At 69.2% G+C, this 13,204-nt stretch carries 11 protein-coding genes; 5 read left to right on the top strand and 6 right to left on the bottom strand.

All coding sequences use genetic code 11. The features are described 5' to 3' along the window. Positions 1–390 precede the first annotated feature (390 nt). Complete coding sequence (locus IE302_RS06600; RefSeq protein WP_191252687.1) at positions 391–1,023, top strand: hypothetical protein; 633 nt, start codon at positions 391–393, stop codon at positions 1,021–1,023. A gap of 1 nt (position 1,024) precedes the next feature. Here IE302_RS06600 and IE302_RS06595 read toward each other — a convergent pair whose 3' ends face one another. Beyond that, positions 1,025–1,840 (bottom strand): helix-turn-helix transcriptional regulator, encoded by an 816-nt coding sequence (locus IE302_RS06595; protein WP_191252685.1) that lies wholly within the window; start codon positions 1,838–1,840, stop codon positions 1,025–1,027. 107 nt (positions 1,841–1,947) lie between these two features. On the opposite strand from IE302_RS06595, the gene IE302_RS06590 reads away from it, so the two are divergent. Then, complete coding sequence (locus IE302_RS06590) at positions 1,948–3,561, top strand: AMP-binding protein (RefSeq protein WP_191252683.1); 1,614 nt, start codon at positions 1,948–1,950, stop codon at positions 3,559–3,561. 18 nt (positions 3,562–3,579) lie between these two features. On the opposite strand, the gene IE302_RS06585 is transcribed toward IE302_RS06590, so the two are convergent. Beyond that, positions 3,580–5,649: an AMP-binding protein gene (locus tag IE302_RS06585; RefSeq protein ID WP_191252681.1), complete on the bottom strand. Its 2,070-nt coding sequence runs from the start codon at positions 5,647–5,649 to the stop codon at positions 3,580–3,582. A 254-nt stretch (positions 5,650–5,903) separates the two neighbouring features. Here IE302_RS06585 and IE302_RS06580 point away from each other — a divergent pair, with 254 nt between their 5' ends. Next, complete coding sequence (locus IE302_RS06580; protein WP_191252679.1) at positions 5,904–6,644, top strand: flavin reductase family protein; 741 nt, start codon at positions 5,904–5,906, stop codon at positions 6,642–6,644. On the opposite strand, the gene IE302_RS06575 is transcribed toward IE302_RS06580, so the two are convergent. Then, positions 6,593–9,124 (bottom strand): P-loop NTPase fold protein, encoded by a 2,532-nt coding sequence (locus IE302_RS06575; protein WP_191252677.1) that lies wholly within the window; start codon positions 9,122–9,124, stop codon positions 6,593–6,595. The genes IE302_RS06580 and IE302_RS06575 overlap by 52 nt on opposite strands. Positions 9,125–9,231: 107 nt before the next feature. Between IE302_RS06575 and IE302_RS06570 the strand changes: the two genes are divergently transcribed. Further along, the gene (locus IE302_RS06570; protein ID WP_191252675.1) at positions 9,232–10,491 is read left to right on the top strand and encodes an MFS transporter; all 1,260 of its coding nucleotides are present in this window, start codon (positions 9,232–9,234) and stop codon (positions 10,489–10,491) included. On the opposite strand, the gene folE is transcribed toward IE302_RS06570, so the two are convergent. Beyond that, a complete protein-coding gene (folE, locus tag IE302_RS06565) occupies positions 10,481–11,077 on the bottom strand; it encodes a GTP cyclohydrolase I FolE (RefSeq protein ID WP_191252673.1) in 597 nt (198 codons plus the stop codon). The genes IE302_RS06570 and folE overlap by 11 nt on opposite strands. Positions 11,078–11,197: 120 nt before the next feature. Between folE and IE302_RS06560 the strand changes: the two genes are divergently transcribed. Then, a complete protein-coding gene (locus IE302_RS06560; protein ID WP_191252670.1) occupies positions 11,198–11,929 on the top strand; it encodes a helix-turn-helix transcriptional regulator in 732 nt (243 codons plus the stop codon). Here the strand turns inward: IE302_RS06560 and IE302_RS06555 are convergent. Further along, on the bottom strand, positions 11,926–12,381 hold the full coding sequence (locus tag IE302_RS06555; protein ID WP_191252668.1) for a carboxymuconolactone decarboxylase family protein: 456 nt from the start codon (positions 12,379–12,381) through the stop codon (positions 11,926–11,928). The genes IE302_RS06560 and IE302_RS06555 overlap by 4 nt on opposite strands. A gap of 75 nt (positions 12,382–12,456) precedes the next feature. Beyond that, positions 12,457–13,152 carry an SDR family NAD(P)-dependent oxidoreductase gene (locus IE302_RS06550; protein ID WP_191252666.1) on the bottom strand — a complete coding sequence of 232 codons (696 nt, stop codon included), beginning with the start codon at positions 13,150–13,152 and terminating at the stop codon, positions 12,457–12,459. Positions 13,153–13,204 lie beyond the last annotated feature (52 nt).

The following is a 13,204-nucleotide window of genomic DNA, read 5'->3' as shown; positions in this document are numbered from 1 at the left end:
ACTCGTCGTTGTGGCCGAGCGTGGGTCCGGTCAGTCAAGGCCTCCTTGCCTACCCTGAAGGTAGGGAAGGAGGCCTTCACTACCCTCAGGTTCGTCACAAGCGCCCCAGCCGCACCGGCAGTCACAATGGCGTCGCGTGAAGGCGCGCCCTGCCCAAGTACGGGAGGGAGCCTTCATGTGCTTGGGCAGGGCCTTGCGCGCCGGGGCAACATCCCTCCGCTCAGCGCCGGAGCCCAAGTACACGAAGTGGGCCTCCAGGTACTTCAAGAGAAGCACGGCTGCCTTCGCCTTATCACTCACGAGTCCCGACCTGTGGTGTAGCTGGTTCCCGACTGTCCGAAGGGGACGGTAGATTTCCCACGCACGGGTTGTTCGGGGAAGGAAGCGTCGATGTCGTATCCACAGGGACCGCAAGGACCGCAGTGGGGCCAGGGTCAGCCGCAGCAGGGCTACCCCCAGCAACCGCCTCCCCAGCAGCAGTATCCGCAGCAGCAATATCCCCAGCAGGGCTACCCGGCCCCGGGATACGGCGGCCCGCAGTTCCCGGGGCAGCAGCCGCCGAAGAAGGGCAACGGCCTGATGATCGGGCTGATCGGCGGCGGCGTCGGGCTCGTGGTGGTCGTCTTCGTGATCCTCGCGTTCGTGGCACCCGGTTTCCTGCTGAGCGACAGCAAGTCCTCGAAGACGGCAAGCCCGACGCAGGCCCCGCTCAGTGTCACCTGGGGTCCGGTGCTGGCGGGCAAGTTCATGCTCGCGGTGTTCGGCGACGAACCCGACAAGGCCGCCGAGTCTGCGTGCGCGGACGCCAAGGACAAGGTGCGGGAGGCGGCGAAGGCTTTCGGCGACCGGAACGCCTCGCTCTCGGCCAAGGATCCGAAGGAGGCGGGCCCCGACCTCATCTCCGTGCCGATGTCCGGAACGCTGAACTACGAGTCGCAGTTCACCGCGACGATGGAGGTCCGGCGCGAGGCGGGCGAAAAGTACTGCATTTCCGCGATCTACCCGTTGCCGCCCGCGAACTGAGTCAGGGGAGCAGGCCGGCTCGCCGCGCGTGCGTGACGGCCTGCAACCGTGAGCTCGCGTCGAGCTTGCGCATCGCGTCCCGCAGGTAGCTCTTGACCGTCTCCGCGGTCAGCCCCAGCCGGTGCGCGATCTCGGCGTTGGTCAGGCCGAGCGCGACGAGCGCGACCGTGTCCAGTTCCCTCGGCGCCAGGCTGACCGCCGGGGGAGCGGCGTCGGTGAGGCTTTCGCAGACGGCGTCGAGGCGGCCGCGGAGATCGCTGTCGGCGATCCGGCCGGAGAGGGCGCGGAGTTCCCCGTAGACCTCACGCAGCCGTTCACGTGGCGAGGTCTCTTCGCGGTTCTCGGTCAGCGACCTCGTCTCGGCCAGCCTCGCCTCGATCTCGTCCTCGACGGCCAGCGTCTGTTCGAGGTCGCGCGCCGCGTGCAGCGCGGCGGTGATCGTCCGGTCGGAGAGGACGGCCTCGTCGCGCAGACCGCCGTAAAGCACGGCGCGGACGCGACGGCGCACCACGACCGGGATCGCGACCACCGAGTGGATGCCTTCGTCGCGGACCGGCTCGTCGTAGTCGTGACTGATCGTGGTGGCGCTGTGGTAGCCGTTCGCGACGACCGGCCGGGTCAGCGCGAGCGCCTTGCCGCCGAGACCGAGGCCAGCGCGGACGGACAGGCCGTGCAGGGCGGTGCCCCGGTTGCCGAGGAACGCGGTCAGCCGCATCCGGGGCGAGGCACCGGCGATCCCGGCGAAACCGACCGGCAGTCCGGTGTCCCGGCGCAGGTCCGAGACCGCGCCGAGGAGCAGGGCGTCGTCGACCGCCATCGGTTCACCTTCCTCGGTGATCCCCCTGGATCGGGGGTGGTGGACGGACCGGGTCCGCCCGCACGATTTCCGGAACTGTACGCCTTCGTCAACGTCCGGGAGAAACGATGACCGAAGCTCACGTCCGGCGGTTGCTCGAGGTCTACGACGACGAGCGAGCGAGTGCGGCGACGCTGTTGTGCGACCGGCATCCGGCGGAAGCGGTCGCGTTCACCGTGGTCGAAGCGGACCTGACCAGCCACGATCTCGCCTACGGCGAGCTGCGCGAGCGGTCGGAACGGTTCGCCGGGGCGCTGCTCGGCCTCGGCGTCGGGCCGGGGGACCGGGTGGCGACCCTGATGGGCAAGTCGGCGGAACTGGTCGTGGCGCTGCTCGCGATCTGGCGGCTGGGCGCGGTGCACGTCCCGCTGTTCACCGCTTTCGCGCCGCCCGCGATCGCACTGCGCGTCACCGGCAACGGCACGAAGGTAGTCATCGCCGACGCGGGTCAGCGCGCGAAACTGGTGCCCTCCGAGGATCTGCCCGCCGATCCGGCGCGGCGGATCGTGGTCGTCGGGGACGGCGAGGCCGGCGACCTGTCGTTCCGGGAACTGCTGGCCGACGCCGCGCCGCTGCCGGGCGCCGCGGTGACCGGCGGGGCCGGGGTCCTGGTCGAGCTCTTCACCTCCGGTACCACCGGAACACCCAAGGCCGTCCCGATTCCCCTCCGCGCGCTCGCGGGTTTCCAGGCGTACCAGGACTTCGCGCTCGACGTCCGCGCCGACGACGTCTTCTGGAACGCCGCCGACCCCGGCTGGGCGTACGGTCTCTACTACGCGATCATGACACCGATGGCGACAGGCAGGCGAAGTCTGTTGCTGCACGCGGGTTTTTCCGCCGAACTGACGTGGGCGGTATTGGAACGCTTCGGGGTCAACAACTTCGCCGCCGCGCCAACGGTGTACCGCGCGCTCCGGAACTCGGCCGCGACGGTGCCGGACGGCCTCCGCCTGCGGCACTGTTCGTCCGCGGGTGAACCGCTGACCCCGGACGTCCTGGACTGGGCCTCGTCGACGCTCGGCGTCGGCGTTTACGACCACTATGGACAGACGGAACTCGGCATGGTGGTGGGCAACGCGTGGCATCCGGATCTCCGCTCGGAGGTCAAACCCGGCTCGATGGGACGTGTTCTGCCCGGCTTCGCCGTCGAGGTCCTCCGTGAAGACGCCGATGTGATCGCCGGCCCCGGAGAACGCGGGCGCGTCGCCGTGGACCTGCCGGCTAGTCCGCTGGTGTGGTTCCGGGGCTACCGCGACGCACCCGAGCGCACCGCCGCGCGCTTCAGTCCCGACGGCCGTTGGTACTACACCGGCGACGTCGCCGCCAAGGACGAAGCCGGCTACCTGACCTTCGCCTCGCGGGACGACGACGTCATCCTGATGGCGGGATACCGGATCGGCCCGTTCGACGTGGAAAGCGTTCTGCAGCAACACGAAGCGGTGGCCGAGTGCGCAGTCATCGGGGTTCCGGACGCGCTGCGTGGCGAAGTGGTCGTGGCGTACGTGGTGACGCGGAACGGCGCTTCCGCCGATGCCGCGCTGGCGACCGAGTTGCAGCAGCTGGTGAAGACCCGGTTCGCCGCGCACGCTTATCCCCGTGAGGTGCATTTCGTCGCGGAGCTGCCGAAAACGCCGAGCGGGAAGATCCAGCGTTTTCTGCTGCGGCAGCGGCACGGAGCCTGAGCTGTCCACAAAGGACGGTCACTGGTCGATCGGCCAGGTCTCGTCCTTCAGCAACCGCTTGAGCACCTTGCCGGTCGCGTTGCGGGGCAGCTCCTCGACGAAGTACACGTCCCGGGGCACGGCGAACCGGGCCAGCCTGCGATGGATGTACGCGCGGACGTCGTCCGCGCTCATCCGGGCGCCGCGTTTCGGGACGATGTAAGCCGCGAAGCGTTGCCCGAACTCGCGATCCGGCACGCCGATCACGGCCGCTTCGAGGACGCCGGGTAGCGCGGTGATGGCTTCCTCGACCGGGCGAGGGGACACGTTCTCCCCGCCGGAGACGATCATCTCGTCCGCGCGCCCGGTGACGAAGAGACGGCCCGAGGCGTCCTGGTAGCCGACGTCGCCGGTCGCCATGAGCTCTTCCGCGCGCGGCACGCTGGCGCCGTCGGTGTAGCCCTCGAACAGCATGTCGTTGCCGACGAAGATCTGCCCCTCCCAACCCGGCGGGACCCGGTTGTGGTCGTCGTCGAGGATGGCGACGCGGGTACCGGGCGGGCAGCGGCCGGCGGTGGTCGGCGCCGCGCGGAGGTCTTCGGGCGTGGCGATACTGGCCCAGGAAACCTCTGTTGAGCCGTAGAAGTTGTAAAGCACGTCGCCGAAGGTGTCCATGAACTCGGTGACGATCGTCCCCGGCAGCGCGGATCCGCTGCTGGCGACGATCCTCAGCGACGAGAGGTCGTACCGGGTGCGGATCCGTTCGGGCAGGTCGAGGATGCGCTGCAACATGATGGGGACGGCGAACAGCACGCCGCAGCGGTGTTCGGCGATGGTCCTCAGGATCTCTTCGGCGTCGAAGCGGCGGATCAGCGACAACGACGCGCGGACGGCCATGCCGATCTGCATTCCGGCGAGCCCCCAGCTGTGGAACAGGGGCGCGGCCACCACGAAGCGGTCTCCGCTGTGGAGCGGGATGCGGTCCAGCATGGCGGCCGACGTCGCGAGGCCCTTCGGTGTCGGACGGCGCGCGCCTTTGGGGGTGCCCGTGGTGCCCGAGGTGAGGACGACGAGTCTGCCGATCCGGTCCACCGGTTTGAGTTTGGTGGCGGGTACCCCGGCGATCAGCTGGTCGATCGTCGGGTAGCCGTTCTCCGTCTCCGGCCAGGTGGACAGCCTCAGGAAGTCGCCCGGGATCCCGGCGATGACCTGCGAGAACTCGTCGTCGGCGAGCACCGCGACCGGTTTGTGCAGGCCGATGACGTCCGCGACCGCGCCGGCGGAAAGCCCGGTGTTGAGCAGGATCGCGTCCACGCCGAGCTTGCTGCACGCGATCAGCGACTCGACCATCGTGGCGTGGTTGCGGCACAACAAGGCGATCCGGTCGCGGGCGCGGACCCCGCGGGCCGCGAGCGCGTTCGCCAGCTGGTTGCTGCGGTCCGCGGCTTGTTTGAACGTCCGGACGTTGCGTTCGTCGCGCAGCGCGACGTCGTCGGGCACCCGGGCGGCGTTGGCGCCGTAGCCGCCGGCGACGGTGGCTCCCCATTGCGACAGCGACGTCAGCTGGCGGGCGATCTTGTCCGGCCTCGCGGCCGCGAGCACCCCGGCCTTGATCAGCGTGCTCGCCGTGTGCAGCGTGGTGGCCTTGGTGTGCGCCGGTTCGTCCTGGGGTGACGCGGCCCGGCCCGAAAGGTGCAGATCGATCCGCCGGGTCATCGCGCGGACGCTGCGTTTGAACGAAGCGGCGGACACCAGATGCGCGTGCTTCGCCGGAAGCATCAGCTGCGCGAGGAGTTCCGTGCCGCCCTCGGGAGCCTTCCGCAGCTCGATCGAGACCCAGTTTCCGTCGTCCTCGACGCCGCACCAGACGACGTGCTCGCCCGGCCGCCAGACCCGCGCTTCGATGTCACCGACGACCAGCGTCCCCGGCCGCGGTTCCAGGCGGACAAGGCACTTCGGACCGCGCCCGCGCTCGGCGGGCTGCTGGATCTCGCACCAGCTGACCTCCGCGACGAACCTCGAGTAGGACTCGGGATCGCCGATGACTTCCCAAACCTGGCCGGGAGAATGCCCGAGAATCGAGCTCGCCTGGACCACATCGTCTCGCATGCGATTCGCCTCACCACGCGCGTTCGGGTGTTGACCGGGCAGCTGCCGGCGCCTCCTTCGTCGTTCAAGTTCGGCGAACTTACCAGCAATCGGCCGAACGCAATACTCCGAACGATCGCGGGTTCGCGCCCGCCCAAGGGAACCACCTTGGAAAGAGTAAGCGCCGGCGCGGCGGAAGGCCGTCTGTGGAAGCGTTGATCGCGACGTCCGATTCACGCCAGCCTCCCGCGCGCTGCACGGCGAAGCTGGCGGACGTGACAGTGACTACGACGGCGGCCGAGGCCGCGCACACCCGTATCGAGCCCGGAATCCTTTACTTCGGCACCCCCGTGGTGCTCCTTTCGACGGTCGACCAGGCCGGTGTCCCTAACCTGGCTCCGATGTCGTCGGCGTTCTGGCTCGGCTGGCGCGGCATGCTCGGACTGGGCGCGAAGTCCAAGACGGCGCAGAATCTCATGCGCAACCGCGAATGTGTTCTGAATCTCCCTTCCGACACCATGGCGGCCGCCGTCGACAGGCTCGCGCTGACCACCGGGTCGGATCCCGTCCCGGCCCGCAAGTACGAGCGCGGCTATCGGCACGAACCGGACAAGTTCGGCAAGGCCGGGCTCACCCCGGTCTCCTCGGAAACGGTCGCGCCGCCGCGTGTCGCGGAATGCCCCGTGACGATGGAGGCCGTCGTCGAGGCCGTCCACCCCCTCGCCGAGGACGACCCGGCGCAACGTGGCGGGATCCTCGTGTTCGAGGTTCGCGTGCAGCGTGTGCACGTCCACGACGAGGTGCGCATGCCGGGTACCGAGGACCGGATCGACCCGGACCGCTGGCGGCCGCTGATCATGAGCTTCCAGAAGCTCTACGGACTCGGCCCGCAGGTCCACCCGTCGACCCTGGCGAAGATCCCGGAACGGCTCTACCGGGGACCCGACATCGAGCGGTCGCGGGATCAGTCGTCGCGGGCGAACGAGAACCGGTTCACCAGCGGCAGCCAACGCTGATAGGACGCGGCCCGTTCCGGCCACGAGTCGCCGGACAGGCCGCGTTCGAGCTTCGGCCGCAGTTCGTGGTCGTTCAGTCCCGACACGACTTCAAGAGCGCTGTCTTCGGGATCCGTTCCCGCGAGGGTGGCGAACCACGGGACGGCGTCCGGATACCCGACATGGACCGCGAGCAGGACCAGCACCGCGCGGAACGGTGCTTCGCGCCTGCCGTCGAGGAACTCGGCCAGGTCGTCCCCGGCGAAGCGCGCCCGCAACAGGCGGTACAGGTTCAAGAGCCGTTTCGCGGCCCGCGGGGACCGGATGAGCGAGGCCAGCGTCGGCAGGAAGTCCAGTTCCGCCTGGGAGATCACCAGTCGAGGAGGTCGAAGGTCTATTGTGGACTGTCCGGACGACGGTATCGCCGCTTCCTCGCGCCGAGGAGGCTCCACCACGGCCAGGGCCCGATCGTCGGTGGCCTGATCCGTTCGGACGGGCGCGAGTTCCGGTGTGGCGTCCTGACCCTCGGTGGCGGCGAGCCCGCGCACGAGCCCCGCGAACCCTGGATCGTCCATGGGGGACAACGTGAACGGCACCTGGAAGATCTTCTCGAGGTAGTTCTCGGCGAAGGTCTCCGGATCGTCGCCGAGCATCGCCTCGTAATGCTGCTCGACGGCCTTTTTGAGCCATCGCGAGTCGACGCCCACCACGACGACGAACACCGGCAGCGCCAGCAGGAGATGGATGGCTTCGAGGACCTGGACGACGACCTTGGGCGGGCAGCGGTCGAGGTCGTCGATGTAGAGCACGGTCCGTTCGATCTTCCCGGAGCCGTGCGGCACTTCGGCGAGCATGGTCGCGAAGGTTTCGAGATCCTTGCGCAGCAACGAGACCACGCCCAGATGCTCGACGTAGTCGGAGACCCGGGACTCGGCGAACGACACGAGGTCCAGCCCCGGCGCCAGCTCGGTGACCGCCTTTTCGAGCCGGTCGGATTCGGCGTCCAGTTCGGCCAGGCGCCGCTCGGTCTCTTCGTCCTCTGCGGACGGACCCCCGAGGTCGTCGAGCGCCTGGCGGATCCGGCCCGCGCTGGCGCGCATCCGCAGGACGACGGTCAGCGCGGAACTCACCACGGTGAGCCCGCCGAGCACGCCGGAGACCTGAGAACGGCCGACGAGCAGCGTGACGACCAGGACCGTCACCAGCCCGCCGATCAGGACCAGCAGCGGAACCGGATCCTGCCGCAGCCGCCGCCAGAATTCGGCGACGTCCGAACGCAGCCCACCGGTCTCCTGTGCCAGGCGTTCGAGATCCTCGGCCGTCGGCTGGTCGACGCCGAGCCGGGACGCGATCCAGGCCTTGTCCGCTTCGGTGAGGCTGTCGAAGACCGCGCGGACGTACTCGCGCGGCTTCCGCCGCCTTCGGCTCGCTTGTTTCTGCTGCGCTGTCAGGGTTCTACGTTCGAGGCGGACCGCGCTCAACCTGCCGAGGAGGGTCTTCTCGGTCTTGCGGCGTTCCGCGAGCGCGTCGGCCTGGCGCTGGAGGTCGTTCTCGGCGCCACTCGCGGCGAGGTTGTCGAAGATGTGCGTGGCGAGACTGGCGAGAAGGTTCGCCTCGCTGTAGTGCCAGGCGTTGAAGCTGATCTGGCGGACGCTGGAACAGTAGGACGACACGGACTTCCCGTGCGTGGCGGCCGCGATTTCGGCGTCGCGCGCGGAATCGGCGAGGTCACGCACGCGCAGTTGCATCTGGCGCATGAAGAAGCTCTTGCCGGAACCCCAGCTGCCGAACAGGCCGATCGACAGGGGAGGGGTGATCATCCGTGAGACCACCAGGTCGGCGAGCATGCGCACGTCGGTGCCGATGCCGAGCCGGTCGATTCCGTCGTCGGTGTCGGGCCGGTAGTCGGCGACGTGAGCGGCGAACGGATCCGGCACGTAGCGCAGGGGGGCGGGCGGGACTCGCGCAGCGGCGATCTCGTCGATCGTGCGGATGGGGCCCACGCCGGGGAACATCGACGAGGCGTTCGCCTGTTCCTGTTCGGAGAGATCCGGCCCCACGTGGAGGACCTCGGGCTGAAGCCGATCGATCGACGCGCGCAGTTCCGGGTGCTCATACCGGCTTGCGTCGACGAGGCCCAGCACCCGGCGCCCGGGATCCCTCTCCAGCCATTTGACCACCGATGCGGGGGCGCGTCCGAGGGTCTGGGGCAGTTTGTGGTCGAGCCACAGCACTGCCGGGCCCGGGCGCCGGGGCGGCACGAGTTCCTCGATCTCCGGCTCTATCAACAGTTCCAGTTCCGGGTACGTCGCGGTCAAGGCTTCCAGTGCCGATCGCCTCGCGCCCGAGTAGACCTCGTGGACGACGAGCGTGAACCGCGCGTGCGTGAGCGCCTGGACGAGTGGCCGGTCGATGTCCCGCGGGACGTAGGGGCCCGGCTTCTCCCCTGGAGTCTTGCCCAACAGCAGAATCGACGGATCGACGTCGCGCACCAGCACCATCCGTGCTCCCCTCCCAAGGCCGAACGGAAGGGCAGTCTAGAGGGCGCTCGCTCAGCTCTGGGTGAAACTCCGCATCCGCTCGGTCACGGATCGCTACGTTGGATCTCATGGCTGGGGAGAAGCTGGACGGCAGATACGCGAAGATCTGGGCGGCGAGTACGACCTCCGCGCTGGGCAGCGGCCTCGCGACCGTGGCGGCGCCGCTGCTGATCGCCTCCCGCACCGAAGACCCGCTCGTGGTGTCCGGCGGGTTCGCGGTGGCGTGGCTGCCGTGGCTGCTCTTCGCGTTGCCGGGCGGTGTGCTGGTCGACAGGGTGGACCGGCGGAAACTGATGATCACCCTCGACTGGATCCGCGTGCCCGCCGTCGCGCTGCTGGCCGTCGCGATCACGACGGGGAACGTCAGCGTGGTCTTGCTGTACGCCGTCCTCTTCGTGATCAATTCGGGCGAGGTCGTGTTCCGGACGGCGGGCGGGGCGCTGCTGCCGACGATCGTCCCGAAGGCGTTGCTGGAGCGGGCGAACGGGCGGCTGTACGCGGGGACGACGCTGGCCCACGGCATGCTTTCCGGGCCGCTGAGCGGATTCCTGTTCGGCGTCGCGGCGAGCGTCCCGTTCTTCGTCAACGCCGGCACGTACGCCGTCAGCGCCCTGCTGCTCGGGCTGATCGGGGGCGCCTACCGGGCACGGCCCAAAGACGGCCCCGGCGATCCCGGCGAGCCGGTGAAGCGGCGTTCGATCCGGTCGGAGGCGACCGAAGGGTTCCGCTGGCTCATGGGACAGCGGCTGCTGCGGACCATGGTCGGGCTGATCGGCCTGCTGAACCTGACGCTCGTCGCTGCCACGTCGGTGCTGGTGCTGCTGGCGAGGGAACGGCTTCAGCTGGGGGCCGTCGGGTACGGCCTGCTCTTCACCTGCATCGCGGTGGGCGGCCTGCTCGGCTCCCTCACGGGTGACCGGCTGATCGCCTGGTGCACGCCGACCTGGACGTTGCGGATCGGCCTGCTGATCGAGGCGGGCACCCACCTGGTGCTGGCGACGAGCACGAGCGCGCCGGTGGTCGGCGTGATCCTGTTCCTGTTCGGTGTGCACGGCGCGCTGTGGGGCATCGTCGCCAGCTCCCTGCGTCAGCGGCTCACCCCGCCGGACATGCTCGGCCGCGTCGGCAGTACCAGCCTGTTCATCATCGCGGGCGGGAACTGCGTCGGCGCTCTGCTCGGTGGCGCGGTGGCGTCGAAGTTCGGGCTGACGACGCCGTACTGGGCGGGTTTCGTGGTGGCGGTGATCGTTTCCGCGGTCACCTGGCGGGTGTTCGACCGCGCTGTCGTTTCCGCGGCCTACGCCGAAGAAGCCGCTGTCAGCCGTTGATACCGGTGAGCGCGAAGAACTCCTGACGCGAACGGGCGTCTTCGCGCAGCGTGCCGAGCAGGGTGGAGGTGACGGTGCTCGAACCGGCGGCCTGGACACCGCGCAGGGTCATGCACGAGTGCTCCGCTTCGATCACCACGCCGACACCGCGCGGCTGGAGCTGCTCGTCGAGCCAGTCGGCGACCTGCTTCGTGAGCCGCTCCTGAACCTGCGGGCGGCAAGCGAAGTGCTCGACGATCCTGGCCAGCTTGGACAGGCCGAGGATCCGTTCGCCGGGCAGGTAACCGACGTGCGCGACGCCGACGAACGGCAACAGGTGGTGCTCGCAGACGGACCGGACCGGGATGCCCCTGGCGAGGACGAGTTCGTCGTAGCCCTCGTCGTTGGGGAAGGTCGTGAGGTCGAACGACCGCGGGGTGAACAGCTCGGCGTACGCGCGCGCCATCCGGCCCGGGGTGCCGCGGAGGCTCTCGGAGTCCAGTGAGATGCCCAGTGCGGTGAGGAGGTCCGCGGCCGCGGCTTCGGCGGCTTCCAGGTCCGGTCCAGGCCCGGTTTCGTGCACGACACGCAAGGCGGGAGTGGACATGAGGCCTCCTAGGCTGACCGCGATCCCCAGAGCTATTCGACTAAGACTTTTGGGCTTTTTACCTGCCGCCGGTTCAGCCTACATGGTAGATCCGCAGTTCAGGATGTTCCGCCGGTTGAAATGGGCGATATCGTGGTGTACGTGACAGTGTCCGATCCGGACGGCCTCGACGCCCCTTCCATCGCGGCGGTGGCGGCGCTCGACGACGACCTCCGCCGCGGCATGTATGCCTACGCCCGGCGCGCGCGGCGTCCGGTGACGCGGGACGAGGCGGCGGCCGCGGTCGGGATCTCCCGCAAGCTCGCCGCCTTCCATCTCGACAAGCTCGTCGCGGCCGGGCTGCTCAGATTCGGCTTCGCGGCGGGCCCGGTGGTGAAGGTCGGCCGCAGGCCCAAGGTCTACGAACCGGTCGACGAGGCCATCCAGGTGCAGCTTCCCGCCCGCCGGCCCGAGATCCTGGCGGGCATCCTCGCCGAGGCCGTGCTCGCCGAAGGGACCGGCGAGACCGCGCGGGACGCGGTACGGCGGGTCGCGGGGGAGCGCGGGTTCGCGGCGGGTGAGGAGGAACGCGCGCGGATCCGGCCGGGCAGGCTCGGCGTGGAACGCTCGCTCACCGTGGCCGAAGGGGTGCTTCGCCGCTACGGCTTCGAGCCGAGCCGGGACACCGCGACCTGCGTCCGGCTGCGGAACTGCCCGTTCCACCCGCTGGCCGCCGAGGCGCCTGAGCTGGTCTGCGGGATCAACCAGGCCTTCCTGTCCGGTTTCCTGGCAGGCGTGCGCGCCGGGAACGTGGAAGCGGCCCTCGTTCCCGGCGCGGCCGAGTGTTGCGTGGAGTTGCGACAGGCCCGCTAGGCCGCAGCTCCGGCGACCTGCCGAGTGGCGACGTTGAGCCGGTTCCAGGTATTGATGGCGGCGATCGACAGGACCAGGCTCGAAAGCTGACGCTCGTCGTAATGACGAGCCGCCTCGCCCCAGACCTCGTCGTCGACCGGGTCGGCCCGGTCCGCGATCCGGGTGAGCGCCTCGGCCAGCGCGAGCGCCGCCCGTTCGGCGTCGGTGAAGTAGGCCGTGTCACGCCAGGCCGCGACGGTGAAGATCCGCTCGTCGGACTCGCCCGCCTTGCGCAGTTCCTTGGTGTGCATCTCCAGGCAACCGCTGCATCCGTTGATCTGGCTCGCACGGACGTGCATGAGGTAGTGCGTGGTCTTCGGGACACCGGTGTCCCCGGTCGACTCGGCCAGCGCGATCAGGGCCTTCAGCGTGGCGGGGTTCGCCATCGCGGGGTTCGGGATCCGGGTCTGCATGGTTCGCTCTCCTCCAGGGTTTCCGTCTTGCTTTCACCGCACTGACGGCTCCCGGACGGGAGATGTGACCGGCTTCTACCAAGGAACCACCTTGCCGTGGAGATCCAAGAACTGGAGACCCGGTGCACCGGCCTGCGCTTCGAGGACGTCGACGACGGCGGGCATGCTCTCCTCGGCGGTGAGCGGAGCGCCGGGGCCACCGAGCGGTGTCTGGTTGTGGCCGGGGTGGATGAGGAGCTTGGTCCGCCCGTCGTCGGCGTACCGGGTGGCGTAGCTGCGCATCAACTGGTTCAGCGCGGCCTTGCTGGCCTTGTACAGCTCGAAGCCGGGCCTGGTGTTCAGCTCGACGCTGCCCTGCCTGGAGGACATGATCGCGGTGGTGCCGCCGGGCACGACCAGGTCGCGGAGGGCTTCGAGGGCGCGCAGCGGGCTCAATGCGTTGGTGATCATCACCTCGGCGAACGTCTCCGTCGAGACCTCGGTGATCGGCAGGTTCCCGCGATCGATCGCGGCGTTGACGAAGAGCAGGTCGAGCTCGGTGCCGTCCAGGCGTTCGCGCAGCGCGGCCAGCTGGTCTTCACTGGTCATCTCCAGCGATTCGATCCGCAGGCGTCCGTTCGAGGCGTCGGCCTTCGCCTGCAGCTCGCCGCCACTCCGGCGGGCCGTGGCGATGACCCGCCGGCCCCGTCGGGTGAGCTCCTCGGCGAGGACCAGCCCGAGGCCACGGGAGGCGCCGATGACGAGTTCTTGGCGATCAGAGGTGTCAGGCACGGAAACTCCTTGGTGATCGAAGATTTGTCTAGACGCTACGTTGCGTCTAGAC

Source organism: Amycolatopsis oliviviridis (assembly GCF_014654365.1).
Classification (GTDB): domain Bacteria; phylum Actinomycetota; class Actinomycetes; order Mycobacteriales; family Pseudonocardiaceae; genus Amycolatopsis; species Amycolatopsis oliviviridis.
This window is presented reverse-complemented; position numbering and strand designations above follow the sequence as displayed.